The sequence below is a fragment of the Janthinobacterium sp. PSRC1-1 genome, assembly GCF_049897525.1.
GTDB classification, from domain to species: Bacteria; Pseudomonadota; Gammaproteobacteria; order Burkholderiales; family Burkholderiaceae_D; genus Janthinobacterium; species Janthinobacterium tructae.
Genome location: NZ_JAFCWK010000002.1, coordinates 355,313 through 372,105 on the forward strand (window position 1 = coordinate 355,313; position 16,793 = coordinate 372,105).

Consider the following 16,793-nt stretch of genomic DNA (forward strand, 5'->3'; position numbering starts at 1 on the left):
ATAATCATGAGTTTAAGTCATTTTATCTTTTGATGTGAGGTCACTACAATGAAAACTTACCCCAGCCGTTTGAAAGCCTGCCGTGAAAGCCTTGCACTGTTCCACCGCCCCCCTGCCCTCCATCCCCGTCTGGCGCCAGCCCGCGCAGACCGCATGGCAAGTGGGCGTACTGATCGCCGCCTGGTGGCTGGCCGACGAGGCCGCTTCCGCCCTGCACTTGCCGTTTTCCGGCGGCGTGGTGGGCCTGTTCGTGCTGGTGGCCCTGCTGCTGTCGGGCTGGGTGCGTCCGGCCACCATCGAACTGGGCGCGAACTGGCTGCTGGCCAACATGCTGCTGTTCTTCATTCCGCTGGTGGTGTCCGTGGTGCAATTTACGCAACTGTTGAAGGCGCAAGGTCTGATGCTGTTCGTGAATATTGGCCTCGGCTTTGCCAGCGTGATGCTGGCCACGGCGTTGACGGTGGAATGGGTGTGTCGCTATGAACGCAAGTTGCGCCTGCAAAAACTGCTGCGCCAGCGCGCAGCCAGGGCGGCAGCATGAGTACCCTGGTCCTGTCGTTGCTGTTTTTGCTGCTGACCCTGGTCTTGTTCTACGCCAACCAGGCCTTACACCGCCGCCACCCGCATTTCTTGCTCACGCCCGCCATCTGCACCTCGGCGATATTGATCGTCATCGTGCAGGCCACCTCGACGCCGTTCGCCACGTATTTCGGCGAGACGCGCTGGCTGCCGTGGCTGCTGGGGCCGGCCACCATCGCCTTCGCGCTGCCCATCTTCCAGGAGCGCAAGCTGATCCGCAAGCACTGGCTGGCCTTGTCGCTGGGCAGCTGCGCCGGCATCGTCGCCTCCGTGGCCGCCACCCTGTTGCTGGACCGGGTATTTGGCGTACACGGCGACATGGCGCGCAGCCTGCTGGCGCGATCCGTCTCGACGCCGTTCGCGCTGGAAGCGTCGCGCCACATGGGCGGCTCGGCCCAGCTGACGGGCATCTTCGTGGTGATGACGGGCTTGTTCGGCTTGATGCTGGGCAAACCGCTGCTGAAACTGCTGCCCTTGCGCATGCGCATCGCCCGTGGCGCCCCGTATGGCGCGGCCGCGCACGGCTTTGGCTTGTCCGTGGCGCGCCGGGTCGGCACGGAAGAAGGCGCCGTGGCCAGCCTGACGATGATCTTTTCGGGCATCGTGACGGTACTGCTGGCGCCGTTGCTGGGGCATCTGCTGGGCTAAACCGCCACGCCAGTGACGTTTATCGAGGATAATACGCCTTTCCCTCTTGCCAGCGCCCGTGCCCCGATGAAATACCCTGCAGTCCTGCCTTTCAGCGACATCCTGCCCCGCTTGCATGAGTTCGATGCCATCATCGACGTGCGCAGCCCGTCCGAGTTCGCGGAAGACCATTTGCCGGGCGCCATCAACCTGCCCGTGCTGGACGACGAGCAGCGCGTGCGCATCGGCACCTTATATAAACAGACGAGCGCCTTCGAAGCGAAGAAACTGGGCGCGGCGCTGATCGCGAAAAATATCGCGCGGCACATCGAAGACGGATTGATCGCGCATCCGCATTCCTGGTCGCCGCTCGTCTACTGCTGGCGCGGCGGCAACCGCAGCGGCGCCATGGCGCACATCCTGGCGCGCATCGGCTGGCCCGTCACGCAGCTCGACGGCGGCTACAAGGATTACCGGCGCCACGTCAATGCCGAGCTGGCCACCCTGCCCGAGCGTTTCGACTTCATCAATGTGCTGTGCGGCCCCACGGGCAGCGGCAAGAGCCGTTTGTTGCAGGTGCTGGACAAACAAGGCGCGCAAGTGATCGACCTGGAAGATCTGGCGGCCCACCGCGGCTCCGTGCTGGGCGGCTTGCCGGACGCGCACCAGCCTTCACAAAAGGCGTTTGAAAGCGCGCTGTGGCAGCAGTTGCGCCATTTCGACCCTACGCTCCCCGTCTTCATCGAGTCCGAAAGCAAGAAAGTAGGCCGGCTGCGCGTACCCGATGCGCTGATGGAAAAGATGCGCGCGGCCGATTGCACCGACGTGCGCCTGGACATTGGGGAGCGCGTGCAATTGCTGATGCAAGACTATGCGCATTTCGTCGGCGACCCGGCGCGCCTGAACGTGCAGCTGGCCCTGTTGACGCAGCTGCATGGCAAGGAGAAAATTGCCCACTGGCAGCAACTGGCGACCTCGGGCCACATGGCCGAGCTGGTGGAAGAGCTGCTGGTGCAGCATTACGACCCCGTCTACCGGCAATCGATCGCCCGCAACTTCAGCCGCTACGCCCAGGCGACGCCGCTGGTCTTGCCGGACATTTCAGAACATGCCTTTGAGCAAGCCGCGCGCGCATTATGTGCTATCGTCGGCGAACCCCGTAACGCCAGCGCCGCGTAAGCGCCGGCGCAGCTTCCCATGACCTTTTTAGCAGGATGACGACCATGTCCGATAGCGCAGCAACACCCAATACCCCGATCCGGTTGACCGAATTTGCCCATGGCGGCGGCTGCGGCTGCAAAATTGCGCCCGGCGTGCTGGCCGACATCTTGAAGGGCAGCGGCGGCTTTCCCCTGCCGAAAGAATTGCTGGTCGGCATAGAAACCTCCGATGACGCGGCCGTGTACCAGCTCAACGACGAGCAGGCGCTGATCGCCACCACGGATTTCTTCATGCCCATCGTCGATGACCCCTTCGATTTTGGCCGCATCGCCGCCACCAACGCCATTTCCGACGTGTACGCCATGGGCGGCACGCCCATCATGGCGCTGGCCCTGGTGGGCATGCCGATCAACAAGCTGCCGGTGGAAACCATCGGCCTCATCTTGAAGGGCGGCGAAACCATCTGCGCCCAGGCCGGCATCCCCATCGCGGGCGGCCACACCATCGATTCCGTCGAGCCGATCTACGGCTTGGTCGTGCTGGGCCTGGTCCACCCTTCGCAAGTGAAACGCAACGCGGGCGCGCGCGCCCGCGACAAGCTGGTATTGGGCAAACCGATCGGCGTGGGTATCCTGTCGGCCGCGCTGAAGAAGAATGCGCTGGACGCGGCTGGCTACGCGTCCTTGATCGATAACACCACCAAATTGAATACCCCGGGCAAGAAACTGGCCCTGCTCGATGGCGTGCATGCGCTGACGGACGTGACGGGCTTCGGCTTGCTCGGCCACACCCTGGAACTGGCGCGCGGCGCCAAGTTGCAGGCGCGCATCACCATGGCTGACGTGCCGCTGCTGCCGCAAGTGCAGCAACTGGCGCAAAATGGCAACATCACGGGTGCTTCCGGCCGCAACTGGCAGGGGTACGGCGCGCAAGTGGCGCTGGCCGACAGCCTGAGCGCCATCGACAAGGCGATTTTGACGGACCCGCAAACGGCCGGCCCCCTGCTGGTGGCCTGCGCGCCGGAAGCCGTCGAGCAAGTGCTGGCGATTTTCCGCGCCGAAGGCTTTGGCGACGCGGTGGTCATCGGCGAGATGCAGGATGGCAGTACCGGGGTTTCCGTATATTAATGAACAATTTTTCTAAAGGCAGTCCCATGACCAAATTCTCCAACTCATTTTCCAAATTCCCCGCCATTCTGGCCACCGTCGCCGCCACCCTGGCCATCCACAGCGGCCTGGCGCAAGCGCAGCAAGTGTTGCGCGTGTCCGCCATTCCCGACGAAGCACCGACGGAGTTGCAGCGCAAGTTCAAGCCGCTGGGCAACTACCTGGAAAAAAAGCTGGGCATGAAGGTGGAATTTACGCCCGTCACCGATTACGCGGCGTCCGTAGAAGGCTTGATCAATAACAAGCTCGACATGGTCTGGTTCGGCGGTTTTACTTTCGTGCAAGCGAACGTGCGCAGCGGCGGCAAGATCGTGCCGCTGGTGCAGCGCGAGGAAGACACGAAGTTCCGCTCGGTTTTTGTGACCACCAGCAAGGATATCAATCAATTGTCCGACCTGAAAGGCAAGAATTTCACCTTCGGTTCGGAATCGTCGACCTCCGGCCACTTGATGCCCCGCTACTACTTGCTGGCCGCCAAGATCAATCCGGATACCGACATGAAACGCATCGCGTTTTCCGGCGCGCATGACGCCACCGTGGCGGCCGTGGCCGGCGGCAAGGTCGATGCGGGCACCTTGAACATTTCCGTCTGGGAAAAACTGGTGGAAGCGAAAAAGGTCGATCCCGCCAAGGTGCGCGTGTTCTACACGACGCCGGGCTACTACGATTACAACTGGAGCGTGCGCGCCGACATGAATCCAGTCGTGCGCAAGAAGCTGACGGACGCCTTCCTGGCGCTGGACCCATCCACGCCGGAAGGCAAGGAAATCCTCGAGCTGCAGCGCGCCACGAAGTTCATCCCGACCAAGGCCGAGAACTACAAGGATATCGAAGCGGCCGCGCGCGATGCGAAGTTGTTGAAGTAATTTAAGCCGACGCGTTTCACCGTAGGTCGGATTAGGCCGGAGGCCGTAATCCGACAACATTGTTGGCTTCACTGTGTCGGATTACGCGGCTTCACCGCTAATCCGACCTACGTTGCCCTTGCATGGCGTAATCCGACACCGCCCCAAAAAAACCGAAACATCGCATGACATTCCAACTTCACAAGATCTGCGTCCACCACGCGGGCGCCGCTGGCAATGCGCTGGCCCTGCGCGAACTGGACCTGGACGTGGCGCAAGGTGAACAGATCGCCCTGATCGGCCCTTCCGGCGCCGGCAAGACCAGCCTGCTGCACACGCTGGCCTGCGCGCTGCGCCCCGAGTCCGGCACCCTGGACATCCTGGGCAATTCTCCGTGGCAGATCGGCAGCGCCGCGCGCCATGCCTTGCGCGCGCGCCTGTTTTTGGCGCCGCAAACGCCGCCCCTGCCGCCGCGCCAGCGCGTCGTCAACGCCGTGCTGGCGGGCAGGCTGCCGCAATGGAGCTTGTGGACGGCGATGCGTTCCCTGCTGGCGCCCGTCGACCCGCGCGCCGCGTGGGAGGCTTTAGGTAAATTCAACCTGCAGGACAAACTGTATGCACGCGTCGACCGCCTGTCCGGCGGCGAACGCCAGCGCTGCGGCATGGCGCGCGCACTGGTGTCGAATGCGCAAGTGTTTCTCGTCGACGAACCGCTGTCCGCGCTCGACCCCACACTCGCTTTGCAGACAATTAATGTGCTGCAAGCGGAAGCAACGGCGCGCAACGCCACCCTGATCTGCAGCCTGCACCAGGTCGACATCGCGCGCGCCTGCTTTACGCGCATCGTCGCCCTGCGCGACGGCAAGATCGTCTTCGACTTGCCTGCCAGCGAGGTCAGCGACGCCATGATCGAGCAGCTGTACCGCAACAAGGCCGATCCCGCGCCCCAGTTCGAGGCGGTGGATGCGAAACTGGACGCCGCGAGGCCGCTTTGCTGAAGAGCGCCAACGCCGCCCTGCCGCGCGATCCCGCCTGGCGCGGCCGCCTGACCGGCGCTGCCATCGTGCTGCTGGTGCTGTGGCCGATGCTGGTGCAGGCCGAATTCAAGCCGTGGATACTGTTCGATGCGCAAAGCCTGGCAGCCACATGGCAATTCCTTGCCAGCTTCGTGCCGCCCGCTCACTCGCTGGAATTTCTGCAACTGGTGGCCATTTCCAGCTGGGAAACCATCGCCATGGCCACGGCCGGCATGGCGCTGGCCATGCTGGGGGCCATACCGCTGACTTTATTGGTGACGGAGCGCTTGTCGATTTCGCGCATCGGCTCTGGCCAGGTGTCGCCGCTGGCCGCCAGCGTGCGCCACAGTGTGCGCGCGGTGCTGGTGCTGCTGCGCAGCGTGCCGGAACTGGTCTGGGCACTATTGCTGGTACGCATCGTCGGCCTGGGACCGACGGCCGGCGTGATCGCCATCGCCCTCACGTATTGCGGCATGCTGGGCAAGGTGTATGCGGAAATCCTCGAGTCGTCGGATGCGTCCGCCTGCAACGCGCTATTGCACAACGGCGGCGGCAGATTGAAGGCCCTGCTGTACGGCGCCCTGCCCGAATCGGCCGCCGAACTGGTGTCATACACGATTTACCGCTGGGAGTGCGCGATCCGCGGCTCCGTCGTCATGGGTTTTGTCGGTGCGGGCGGCCTGGGCCAGCGCATGGATGAATCGATGAAGATGATGGCCGGCAATGAACTGGCCACCATGCTGATGGTGTTCGTGCTGCTGGTGGCGGGCGCCGATGCGGTCTCGGCCATGCTGCGCCGAAGGCTGGCATGAAGCATCCCGTTGACGCCATGCTGCCTGCATTGCCTCCTCCTGCGCCTGTGCGCTGGTCCACCTGGGCCTTGCTGGCCGGTTTGCTGCTGCTGGTCGTCGCCAGCTTCGCCACCCTGCCCCTGAAATGGGGCGAGTTCTTCAGCGCCGACGCCGTGCGCACCAGCGCCGATTTCCTGCACGGCTTCGCCCCGCCCGAACTGGCGCCCGCGTTTCTCACCAAGGTTGGCATCGCCACCTTTGAAACCCTGGCCATGTCGGCCATCGGCACGGTCATCGCCGCGCTGCTGGGCGCGCTGCTGGCCCTGCCCGCCAGCGGCCGTTTCGGCAAGCTGGCGCGCAACGCGACGCGTGGCGTGTTGAACGTGCTGCGCTCGATCCCCGAACTGGTGTGGGCCTCGATCTTGCTGATCGCCGCCGGCCTGGGCCCGTTCGCGGGCACCCTGGCCTTGGCGCTGCACACGGTGGGCGTCCTGGGCCGATTGTTTGCCGATGCGTTTGAGAATTGCCCGCCCCTGCCCGCCGCCACCTTGCGCATCAATGGCGCTCGGCCCGCCGTGGCCTTTTTGTACGCCACCTTGCCGCAATGCGGGCCGCAGATGATGTCGTATACGCTGTACCGCTGGGAAAACAATATCCGCGCCGCCGCCATCCTCGGCGTCGTCGGTGCGGGCGGCCTGGGGCAGATGCTGAAATACCATCTGTCGCTGTTCCAGATGCAGAGCGCCGCGACCGTCATCGTCGCCATGCTGCTGATGGTGGCCGCCGTCGATGGCCTCAGCTATGTGCTGCGCCGCGCCATGACCCGCTGATTTTTTCACTTTTCACAAGGAATACCCATGTCAGGCTGGTGGACCATTATCTCGACGCAAACGCCGGAACAGATGGCCGATATGACGAAAGTCAACAAGGAAACGTTTCTCGCCACCTGGGAAGCGGGCCTGTTCGGCGCAGACTGGATCGCACAACTGTGTGAACAAGGCAAGGCGACCCAGCTGACCTGCAACGGCTTTCCGAACCGCTACACGGCCTCGGCGGACGTCATCGCGCCCCTGCTGCTGGCGGGCATCGCCGAGGCGCAGGATGGCGAATTTCCACAGGACCAGCTGACGGGCTGGCCTGGCTGCATCACCGTGCATCGGGAGCGCATCGCCGCCTGTGCGCCGGGACAGTTGCTGACGATTGAAGTGTGGGACCAGTCTTAATTCGTATGCAACAAATACGAATACGCAAGCATGCTTACCTGTTAATATTGTCAAATACTTCGATGGATGGCGCCATCCCATAGCTGAGCGCCACGCCATTCAGGCATGATGGACGTATTTTCCTGCACCGCAGGCCACTCTTGCATAGGCTGTCTACACCATGAAAAAACTGCTCCTGGGCGCCCTCACCGCCTGCTGCGCACTGCATGCCGGCGCCGCCCCTGTCGAAGACTTTATCGGCACGTGGAAACTGGAACGCACCACCGTGCCGAATTATGTTGTCATCAAGCAGGAAGGCGACCGGCTCGTGGCGCTGCGCTACGCACGCAATGTCGTCACCAACAAGATCACCGAGCGGCGCTTTCCCGCCAGCTATGCGAACGGCGATGTCACCATTCAAGCCGGCGAGACCATCATTGAGGCGCACAGCGTGAACGACGTGGCGACCGTCACGATGCTGGCGGAAGCGTACAAGAAGATTTCGTCCTCCACGGCCGCGCCGACCAGTTAAGGAATGTCGCAGATTTGAAGAATATGATTATCCGCCGCACCGACGATGCCGACTGGCCGGCGCTGAAGTCCGCGCGCCTGGCCGCCCTGCTCGACGCCCCCACGGCTTTCGGCGCCAGCCATGCCAGCGCGGCCGCTTTTTCCGATGCCGACTGGCAACAGCGCGCCATCAGCACGCCGCAGCGCACATTCTTCCTCGCCTTCGATGGAGAGCAGCCCATCGGCCTGGCCGCACAGGTGGTGGCCGGCAATGGCGAGTGCCACCTGATCGCCATGTGGGTGCAGTCCGACTATCGGGGCCTGGCCGTGGCGCAAGGACTGGTCGATGCCGTCAAACGGTGCACCATGGACAACGGCCATCCTCGCCTGGTGCTCGACGTGGCGCCGGAGAACACCCGCGCGGCCGCGTTTTACCAGAAACAGGGCTTTGTCTTCTTGCCGGAATGGGAAGCGCTGGAAAGCCATCCGCATATCCGGGTGCAAAAGATGGAATGGCTGGCGGCGGCATTGAGGTAAGTACAGATGCGCAGAGTGTAGAAAAACAGCGATTTCAAGCATTTCATTCATCCCAATTGACATTCCGTCTTAAAAGCCTGCCCGCACCTCTGTTTTTTTCTACACTCACGTTTTCATCAATAAATAGAAAGATGGGTATGCGTGCAATCGCTGGACTTCTGCTGTGTCTGTGCGGCGCTGCGGTACAGGCTCGGGTCGACACGACGCAAGCCACGGAGCCATCCGTGCAGGAGGCGGCGGCGTCCGTCAATGTCAAAGGCATCCGGGATCCGGACTGGAAACCCTACAGCGCCATGCTCAAAGGAGTGAAACGCTTCGAGGAAAAGCACGGCCTGGCGCCCGGCGCCGAATTGCGCTTCATCCTGGAACCGCGCCGTGCCGACGTCGACATGCACGCCATCACGCTCAGGCTGGAAAGCGATGAGGCGGGCATGGTGATACCGCTGGGGGAGCGCAATATCTTCACCCTGCCCGTCGGGCAAGGTCCGCGGTATGAAAAGGCCGAGCTGACCGTGAACCGCAAGGCGGGCTCGGTCAGATGGATACCCTACGTCAGGAGCACGGCCACCAGCGACACCATCCGCCGCCTGGGCGACCTGCGGCTGGCGTGCGAAGTCCATTGGGCCATCGACAAGGAAACCCTGCCTTTCGCCATGCGCACGGCGATGAGCGCATTGGGCGGCCCGTGCAATTTCGTGTCGCAAAAAGGAACCTACAGCTTTGCCGAGGCGCGGCGCATCACGGCGGCAACGATCAGCTTTAATGGCAAAAGCGCGCCCGTGCCCTTCAGCGGCGCGTCGTTCACACCACCGCTGCGGGAGCAGGACTGGAGCGATGACAGCGTGCTCGAACTGACGTTCGACAATGATTAGCCTGGCCGTCACGAAAAAATAGGGGCATCATATTGAAAATGAGAAGCATCATATGCTTTGCAATCGTGATCGGTATCATGTCGCCTTCCTTCGCCCGGACTGGCAAGACGGCCAATTGCGGTATCGATGATATCGAACAGTGCATGGCATCGGACGGCGCATCGTTTGTTCGCGCCATCCAAAAAGAGTTGCCTGATGTATTACAAATGCCATCCGACGGCAAAGTTCCGGCATTCACGATAGTTGAACTCCATTCAGCTGCATCCGAAACAGCGCTGTCCATGGCATTGGCGCGCGCCTGGAAACGAAGCTTGATAGATAAGGGGGTGGATAACGCAAAGGGTGCGCTACTGGCCTGCCAGCGCGAAACTTCGCTGCTGCTGACCGTGCCATTTATGCGCAGCGAAGGCCAGCAGGCACACTGCTTCAGATTTTAAGACCGTGTACCTTGAATCCACTGTCCTGGCAGCATAGCGCGGCGAAGGCGCTTTCCCATTCGTTCGCCACCAGCCAGGTCAACAATTTCAGCAGCTATTTCACCCGCTGCTTCTCCAGCTTCCTCGCCAGCGTGCGCCGGTGCATGCCCAGCCTTCTCGCCGTTTCCGAGATATTGAAATCCGTCTCGGCCAGCATTTCATGGATGCGTTCCCATTCCAGGGTCTTGATGTTGGTGGCGCGGTTGCTCAGTTCGATGTCGGCGCTGCCGGCCACGTGGCCGAAGGCCGCTTCGATGTCATCGGTGTTGGACGGTTTCGCCAGGTACTGGCAAGCGCCCAGCTTGATCGCTTCGACGGCCGTGCCGATGCTGGCGTAGCCGGTCAGCACGACGATCAGCATCTCCGGGTCGTGCTGGTGCAGCATCTGCACGCAGGCCAGGCCGGACGTATTGCCATTGAGTTTCAGGTCGACCACGGCGTAGTCGGGGCAATGCTGTTCCAGCAAGGCGCTCGCTTCATCGAAATTGGTGGCCAGGATGACCTGGTAGCCGCGCCGCTCGAACGAGCGGCCCAGGGTGCGGGCAAACGCGGCGTCGTCTTCGATGATCAGTAACAGACGGTCATCCTGCATGGTGGTCGCTTTCTCTTTCCAGTTTGATGGCCGCCAGCGGCAAGGCCAGGTGCACCACCGCCCCGCCCTGCACCCGGTTGCGCGCCGTCACCGTACCACCTAAAGTACGCGCGACATTCACCACCAGGAACAGTCCGAGGCCGCCACCGGGTTTGCCCTTGCTGCTTTGATACGGCTTGCCCAGGTGCGTCAGCATCGACGGCTCGAAGCCGGGGCCCGCATCGGTAATGACCAGGTGCAAGGCATCGGCCTCGCGCGTGGCTTCGAAGCGCAGCCAGTCGGGCGACGCTTCCAGCGCATTGTCGAGCACATTGCAAATGGTTTGTTTCAGGGTCGAATCGAAGACGACGGGCACGTCGTGCGCGATGCGGTTATCGTACTCGAAACTCTGGATCGGGCGGCTGCTGCGCCACTCGTCGACCAGGTCGTTGAGGAAGGTGTTGATCGTCGTCTTCACGGACGATTCGCCGCGCGCCTCGCCCGCCGACAACAAAATGCCGCTGACGATGCTCTTGCAGCGCCGCAACTGCGCCTGCATTTCCGTGATTTCTTCCAGCAATTCGCTGTTCTTGCTCAATTCCGGCATGCGGCGCCAGTCGCCGAGGATGACGGACAGCGTCGCCAGCGGCGTGCCCAGCTCGTGCGCGGCGCCCGAGGCCAGCAAGCCCATGCGGATGATGTGCTCTTCTTCCGCCGCGCGCTGGCGCAAGTCCGCCACCTTGGCGTCGCCGGCGCGCTGGTTGCGGTTGATGCGCGTGATGAACACCACCAGCAAGGCGGCGTTCAAAATAAAACAGATCAGCAAGCCTTGCACGTACAGGCTGGCAAAGCCCCGCTCGGGGTCGATCGGCAGAATCAGGGGGCCGGGCAGCAAGGCCAGGCCCGCCAGGCACAGGCTGGTAATGGCCACCATGATCCAGGTCGACCACACTTCCAGCAGCACGGCGCTGAGGATGACTTGCAATAAGTACAGGAAGGCGAACGGGTTGCTGATGCCGCCGCTCAGGTAGAGCTGGGCCGTCAGCACGGTGACGTCGACCAGCAAGGCGAGGAACAGGGCCGTGTTCGACACGGGCTGGCGTTCGTGCCAGCGCAAGAGGCTGGCCAGGTTGAAAGCGATGAGGCAGGACAGCACTTCGAGCATGTAGGGCACGGGCAAGGCGATGCCCAGTCCCACGCCCACGCCGAAGATGGTGCTGATCTGGCCGATGACGGCCAGCCAGCGCAGCTGGATCAGCAGCTTCATGTTCTGGTGGCCGGCCGGATGTTCCATCTCGGCCGCCACCGCACCGCGCTCCAGTACTTCGCGGTTGGGCAGGATCTCAATCCTGCCCGGCATGGTCGCTTTCCTGGCGCTGGGCGCCACGGGCGCGGCGGCGCTTGTCTTCGCGCACGATCCACCAGCTGATGCCAGCGACCATCAGGGCCAGCGCGAACCAGGTCAGCGCGTACACCAGGTGGTTGTTGGGGAACGAGATCACGGTCAGGCCGCCGACGGGCGCATCCACGGCCGTTTCCGATTTGGCCTGCGCATCGACGAAGTATGGCGCCACATTGGTGAGCATGTGCGAGCCGGCGATGGCGGCCACGTCGCGCGAATACCAGTGCTGGGTGGCAGGACTGTTCTCGCGCAGGAAACCGCCGCCCGTCTCGCTGATGCGCAGCAAGCCGTCGACATTGACGATGCCGGCCGGTGTGCTGGCGGCGATGCTGGCGCGTTTCGGCACGAAGCCGCGGTTGACCAGCACGGTGCTGCCATCGGCCAGGCGCAAGGGCGTCACCAGCCAGTAGCCGCTGCCCAGTGCCGTCGTTGCCTGCACCAGGGTATTGAAAATCGGGAGATAGGTACCGGAGAGTCGCACGTGGCGGTATTCATCCGTTTGTGGCGTAATGCTGGCCCAGGCTGCAGGTCCAGGTGCGTCCGTTGCGGGCGCATGTACGCGTTGTTCGACGCGCTCGATCAGGTCAAGCTTCCAGAACAGGCGCTTGACTTGCCAGGTGCCCAGGGCACAGAAACCGGCAAAAACGATCCCCGCCAGCAAGGCCAATGCATATCGCACAGCCATGCCGCGTGGGCCTGGCGCAGCATCTTGCGATGCGGCGCCAGGGGCGCGCCCGGTGTTGCTTGGGCGCGGTTGACTCATCATGGAGCCGTTTTCGTATGCATGTACTCAGGCATCAGATCCGGCATCATGTTGTGGTTCATGTTGTACATGACCCACAGGGAACCGGCCATGGCAATGCCGACGATCATGATCGTGAAGATCAGCGCCATCATGTTCCAGCCGCCCTCGGACTTGGTGTTCATGTGCAGGAAGTACACCATGTGCACCACCACTTGAACAGCCGCGAACGCCAGCAGGACCAGGCCCATGGTGCCCGAGTCGGTGATGACTTTCGCCATCACCAGCCAGAACGGAATGGCCGTCAGGATCACCGACAGGATGAAGCCGATGGTGTAGCTTTTCAGGCTGCCATGATCGTGCTGGTCATGGTGGTGGCTATCGCCGTGTGTGTGGTGGTCGCTCATGGCAGCACTCCCATCAGATAAACAAAGGTGAAGACGCCGATCCAGATGACGTCCAGGAAGTGCCAGAACAGCGACAGGCACATCATGCGACGGCCGTTTTCCGGGGTCAGGCCATGCTTGTTCAACTGGAACATCAGGGTCACGAGCCAGATCACGCCGAACGTCACGTGCAAGCCGTGGGTACCGACCAGGGCGAAGAACGACGACAGGAACGCGCTGCGCTGCGGACCGGCGCCTTCATGGATCAGATGAATGAATTCATACATTTCCAGCGACAGGAAGGCCAGGCCGAACAGGCCCGTGATGCCCAGCCAGACCAGGGTGCTGCGCAATTGCTTGCGCTGCATGGCCAGCATGGCGAAGCCGTAGGTGATCGACGACAGCAGCAGCATGGCCGTGTTGACGGCCACCAGCGGCAGGTCGAACAGCGCGGCGCCCGTCGGGCCGTCCGCGTAGTTGCGGCCCACCACGGCGTACGTGGCGAACAGACAGGCGAAGATCAGGCAATCGCTCATCAGGTAGAGCCAGAAACCGAGCAAGCTGCCGTTTTCCGGGTGGTGCTCGCGCACAAAGTAGCTGCGCGTGCTTGGTGCGGCGCCAGCGGCGCCGGTGTTATGGGCGATGGTATCAGACATGGCTGCTCAGCAATTTAGTATAAGCGTCTTCGGTACGGACCACTTCTTCCGCAGGAATGTAGTAATCGCGCTTGTAGTTAAAGGTATGGACGATGATGGTAATCATCATGATCACGAAGCCGATGCTGGCGACGAGCCACATTTGCCAGATCAGGCCAAAACCCACCAGTGCGGACAGTGCGGCGATCACGAAACCAGCCCAGGTGTTCTTCGGCATGTGGATCTTCGTGAAACCGGACGTCGGACGCTGGTAACCGTGTTTCTTCATGTCAGTCCATGCATCGAGTTCGTGCACTTGTGGCGTGAAGGCGAAATTATAGTCTGGCGGAGGCGACGACGTCGACCATTCCAGCGTACGGCCACCCCATGGGTCACCGGTGACGTCGCGCAGGGCGTGACGGTTGCGGTAGCTGACATAGAACTGGATCAGCATGGAAGCGATACCGAGCGCGATCGAGACGGCGCCAAACCAGGCGATGATGGTCCAGATTTGCAAGGATGGATCTTCAAAGTGGTTGACACGACGGGTCACGCCCATCAGGCCCAGCACGTACAGCGGCATGAAGGCCAGGTAGAAGCCGACGAACCAGAACCAGAACGAGCACTTGCCCCAGAACGCGTCGAGCTTGTAGCCGAACGCTTTCGGGTACCAGTAGTTGATCGCAGCAAACACGCCGAAGACCACGCCGCCGATAATCACGTTATGGAAGTGGGCAATCAGGAACAGGCTGTTGTGCAGCACGAAGTCGGCTGGTGGTACGGCCAGCAGCACGCCGGTCATGCCGCCGATGGTGAAGGTGACCATGAAGCCGATCGTCCACAGCATCGGCAGTTCAAAGCGGATACGGCCGCGGTACATGGTAAACAGCCAGTTGAAGATCTTCGCGCCCGTCGGGATCGAGATGATCATCGTCGTGATGCCGAAGAAGGAGTTGACGCTGGCGCCCGAACCCATGGTGAAGAAGTGATGCAGCCATACCAGGTACGACAGGATCATGATGACGCAGGTGGCGTACACCATCGAGGCGTAGCCGAACAGGCGCTTGCTGCTGAACGTGGCGACGACTTCCGAGAACACGCCGAACAGTGGCAGAATCAGAATGTAGACCTCCGGGTGACCCCAGATCCAGATCAGGTTGACGTACATCATGGCGTTGCCGCCCAGTTCCGTCGTGAAGAAGTTAAAGCCTGCAACGCGGTCCAGCGACAGCATGGCCAGCACCGCCGTCAGCACCGGGAAGGCGGCGACGATCAGGATGTTGGTGCACAGTGCGGTCCAGGTAAAGACGGGCATTTTCATCCAGGTCATGCCAGGCGCGCGCATCTTGACGATGGTGGCGATCAGGTTGACACCGGACAATAGCGTCCCGACCCCGGCAATCTGCAAGGACCAGATGTAATAGTCTACCCCCACGTCCGGACTGCCGACGATGCCCGACAGCGGTGGATACGCCAGCCAGCCCGTGCGGGCGAATTCGCCGACGAACAGCGAAGCCATGACCAGGGCGGCGCCCATGGTGGTCATCCAGAAGCTGAAGTTGTTAAGGAATGGGAAAGCCACGTCGCGCGCGCCGATTTGCAGCGGCACCACGTAGTTCATCAGACCCGTCACGAAAGGCATCGCAACGAAGAAGATCATGATCACGCCGTGGGCGGTGAAGATCTGGTCGTAGTGATGCGGTGGCAGGAAGCCGGCATTGTCGCCAAAGGCGATCGCCTGCTGGGTACGCATCATGAGCGCGTCGGCAAAGCCGCGCAGCAGCATGACCAGGCCCAGGATCATGTACATGATACCGATTTTTTTATGGTCGATACTGGTAATCCAGTCGCGCCACAGGGTACCCCAGACGCGGAAATACGTCAGTGCCGCAACGAGTGCGATACCGCCCAGGGCAACCATCGCAAAGGTCGCCAGCAGGATAGGTTCGTGAAATGGAATTGCATCCCAAGTCAGACGGCCGAAGATAAGCTTCGTCAGATCAATATGGTCTAGCATTGTTACTCTCAGAGAAAAAAGGGAGGCGCCAGGCAAGCGGCGCCAGTATCTGCAGCGCAATGCGCTGCGGGATTCATGCAGTTGTTACTTGGCTTGAACGCCCTTTTCAACCACTGCATCGCTAGCGACTACTGGCGTGACAAACGCTACCGGGCTATTTGCCATCGACAATTTGTATGGCTCGACCGGCGTCACGCACAGCGCGTCGGAAACGATGGTGCGGTTCAGGATTGCCTTGTACAGATCGCTAGGTACGGCGCTGTAGCGGCGCACCGGATCGCGCTCGCTCGGCTGGGCCAGCGACAGGTAGTCGTCGCGGTTCAGCGCGCCGCCACCGGCACGTGCCGATGCCACCCATTTGTCAAAGTCCGCATCGTTCACGCCGTGGAACTTGAAGCGCATGCCCGAGAAACCGGCACCGCTGTAGTTGGCGGAGAAGCCCTTGTAGACGCCAGGCTTGTTGATGACGGCATTCAACTGCGTTTCCATGCCCGGCATGGCGTAGATCTGACCTGCCAGTGCGGGGATGAAGAACGAGTTCATGACGGACGAGGCGGTGATCTTGAAGCGGATCGGACGATCGACGGGCGCGTACAGTTCATTCACGGAAGCGATGCCTTGCTCCGGGTAGATGAACAGCCATTTCCAGTCCAGCGCCACGACTTCGACGATCATCGGCTTGTGGCTGGCAGGAATCGGGCGGTTGGCGTCGATACGGCTCAATGGGCGGTATGGATCGAGGGTGTGGGTGCTGATCCAGGTCAGCAGGCCCAGCACGATGATGATCAGCAGGGGCGCACCCCAGATAATCAGCTCGAGGCGAGTCGAGTGGTCCCAGTCCGGCTCGTATTTGGCCGCGGTATTGTTTTTTCTATAGCGCCATGCAAACAGCAGGGTCAGGGCGATTACCGGAACGATAATCAACAGCATCAGCAATGTCGAGATGACAATCAGATTGCCTTGCTGAACTGCGATGTCACCGGACGCATTCAGTACAACCGTATTGCAACCAGCCAACAATGCGAGAGGTAAGAGTAGCAGTCCGCGACGAACTTTTAATGAAAACATACAGGAAAGTCCAGTACAGGGGATGAAGATATGGTACTGTATTCTCACTGGAGCGCGTTGGCAATTGGACGTTTTGTCCTACCCCTTGCTCGGACTTTCACTGCGTAGGCGCGGAGTTTTCCTACGACTACCTGATGAATAGTCCTACTCCGGGCGTGAGACACCCGGAGTATGTTACGCGTTGGCCGAA

The 16,793-nt window shown here is 61.5% G+C and carries 20 protein-coding genes; 13 read left to right on the top strand and 7 right to left on the bottom strand.

Annotated elements, in window-relative coordinates; translation table 11 throughout:
* Positions 1 to 82: 82 nt before the first annotated feature.
* The 13 genes from ACP7DW_RS05180 (at position 83) to ACP7DW_RS05240 (ending at position 9,743) form a co-directional block, all read left to right on the top strand.
* Positions 83 to 541, top strand: a complete 459-nt coding sequence (locus ACP7DW_RS05180) for a CidA/LrgA family protein (RefSeq protein ID WP_426054192.1) — start codon at positions 83 to 85, stop codon at positions 539 to 541.
* A complete protein-coding gene (locus ACP7DW_RS05185) occupies positions 538 to 1,227 on the top strand; it encodes an LrgB family protein (RefSeq protein WP_426054193.1) in 690 nt (229 codons plus the stop codon). Before ACP7DW_RS05180 ends, ACP7DW_RS05185 begins: the two co-directional genes overlap by 4 nt.
* 66 nt (positions 1,228 to 1,293) lie before the next feature.
* Positions 1,294 to 2,385: a tRNA 2-selenouridine(34) synthase MnmH gene (mnmH, locus tag ACP7DW_RS05190; RefSeq protein WP_426054194.1), complete on the top strand. Its 1,092-nt coding sequence runs from the start codon at positions 1,294 to 1,296 to the stop codon at positions 2,383 to 2,385.
* Positions 2,386 to 2,429: 44 nt separating this feature from the next.
* Complete coding sequence (selD, locus tag ACP7DW_RS05195; protein ID WP_426054195.1) at positions 2,430 to 3,494, top strand: selenide, water dikinase SelD; 1,065 nt, start codon at positions 2,430 to 2,432, stop codon at positions 3,492 to 3,494.
* Positions 3,495 to 3,520: 26 nt separating this feature from the next.
* Positions 3,521 to 4,399, top strand: coding sequence for a putative selenate ABC transporter substrate-binding protein (locus tag ACP7DW_RS05200; protein WP_426054196.1), 879 nt, complete (start codon positions 3,521 to 3,523; stop codon positions 4,397 to 4,399).
* Between the two features lie 164 nt (positions 4,400 to 4,563).
* Complete coding sequence (locus tag ACP7DW_RS05205; RefSeq protein WP_426054197.1) at positions 4,564 to 5,376, top strand: phosphonate ABC transporter ATP-binding protein; 813 nt, start codon at positions 4,564 to 4,566, stop codon at positions 5,374 to 5,376.
* Positions 5,370 to 6,206, top strand: a complete 837-nt coding sequence (locus tag ACP7DW_RS05210) for a PhnE/PtxC family ABC transporter permease (protein WP_426054198.1) — start codon at positions 5,370 to 5,372, stop codon at positions 6,204 to 6,206. Before ACP7DW_RS05205 ends, ACP7DW_RS05210 begins: the two co-directional genes overlap by 7 nt.
* Positions 6,203 to 7,015, top strand: coding sequence for a phosphonate ABC transporter, permease protein PhnE (gene phnE / locus ACP7DW_RS05215; protein ID WP_426054199.1), 813 nt, complete (start codon positions 6,203 to 6,205; stop codon positions 7,013 to 7,015). Before ACP7DW_RS05210 ends, phnE begins: the two co-directional genes overlap by 4 nt.
* A 27-nt stretch (positions 7,016 to 7,042) precedes the next feature.
* Complete coding sequence (locus tag ACP7DW_RS05220; RefSeq protein WP_426054200.1) at positions 7,043 to 7,408, top strand: hypothetical protein; 366 nt, start codon at positions 7,043 to 7,045, stop codon at positions 7,406 to 7,408.
* Positions 7,409 to 7,568: 160 nt separating this feature from the next.
* On the top strand, positions 7,569 to 7,919 hold the full coding sequence (locus ACP7DW_RS05225) for a hypothetical protein (RefSeq protein ID WP_426054201.1): 351 nt from the start codon (positions 7,569 to 7,571) through the stop codon (positions 7,917 to 7,919).
* Positions 7,920 to 7,942: 23 nt separating this feature from the next.
* A complete protein-coding gene (locus tag ACP7DW_RS05230; RefSeq protein WP_426054428.1) occupies positions 7,943 to 8,434 on the top strand; it encodes a GNAT family N-acetyltransferase in 492 nt (163 codons plus the stop codon).
* 137 nt (positions 8,435 to 8,571) lie between these two features.
* Complete coding sequence (locus ACP7DW_RS05235) at positions 8,572 to 9,306, top strand: hypothetical protein (RefSeq protein WP_426054202.1); 735 nt, start codon at positions 8,572 to 8,574, stop codon at positions 9,304 to 9,306.
* 77 nt (positions 9,307 to 9,383) lie between these two features.
* Positions 9,384 to 9,743 carry a hypothetical protein gene (locus ACP7DW_RS05240; protein ID WP_426054203.1) on the top strand — a complete coding sequence of 120 codons (360 nt, stop codon included), beginning with the start codon at positions 9,384 to 9,386 and terminating at the stop codon, positions 9,741 to 9,743.
* A gap of 94 nt (positions 9,744 to 9,837) precedes the next feature.
* On the opposite strand, the gene ACP7DW_RS05245 is transcribed toward ACP7DW_RS05240, so the two are convergent.
* The 7 genes from ACP7DW_RS05245 to cyoA form a co-directional block, all read right to left on the bottom strand.
* Positions 9,838 to 10,374: a response regulator transcription factor gene (locus tag ACP7DW_RS05245; RefSeq protein ID WP_096235507.1), complete on the bottom strand. Its 537-nt coding sequence runs from the start codon at positions 10,372 to 10,374 to the stop codon at positions 9,838 to 9,840.
* A complete protein-coding gene (locus ACP7DW_RS05250; RefSeq protein ID WP_426054204.1) occupies positions 10,364 to 11,713 on the bottom strand; it encodes an ATP-binding protein in 1,350 nt (449 codons plus the stop codon). Before ACP7DW_RS05250 ends, ACP7DW_RS05245 begins: the two co-directional genes overlap by 11 nt.
* Positions 11,697 to 12,521 (bottom strand): SURF1 family protein, encoded by an 825-nt coding sequence (locus ACP7DW_RS05255; protein WP_426054205.1) that lies wholly within the window; start codon positions 12,519 to 12,521, stop codon positions 11,697 to 11,699. Before ACP7DW_RS05255 ends, ACP7DW_RS05250 begins: the two co-directional genes overlap by 17 nt.
* Complete coding sequence (gene cyoD / locus ACP7DW_RS05260) at positions 12,518 to 12,904, bottom strand: cytochrome o ubiquinol oxidase subunit IV (RefSeq protein ID WP_426054206.1); 387 nt, start codon at positions 12,902 to 12,904, stop codon at positions 12,518 to 12,520. Before cyoD ends, ACP7DW_RS05255 begins: the two co-directional genes overlap by 4 nt.
* Positions 12,901 to 13,539: a cytochrome o ubiquinol oxidase subunit III gene (gene cyoC, locus ACP7DW_RS05265; protein ID WP_071077269.1), complete on the bottom strand. Its 639-nt coding sequence runs from the start codon at positions 13,537 to 13,539 to the stop codon at positions 12,901 to 12,903. The genes cyoD and cyoC overlap by 4 nt, the downstream gene beginning before the upstream one ends.
* On the bottom strand, positions 13,532 to 15,535 hold the full coding sequence (gene cyoB / locus ACP7DW_RS05270) for a cytochrome o ubiquinol oxidase subunit I (RefSeq protein WP_426054207.1): 2,004 nt from the start codon (positions 15,533 to 15,535) through the stop codon (positions 13,532 to 13,534). The genes cyoC and cyoB overlap by 8 nt, the downstream gene beginning before the upstream one ends.
* An 84-nt stretch (positions 15,536 to 15,619) precedes the next feature.
* Complete coding sequence (cyoA, locus tag ACP7DW_RS05275) at positions 15,620 to 16,603, bottom strand: ubiquinol oxidase subunit II (RefSeq protein ID WP_426054208.1); 984 nt, start codon at positions 16,601 to 16,603, stop codon at positions 15,620 to 15,622.
* Between the last annotated feature and the right edge of the window lie 190 nt (positions 16,604 to 16,793).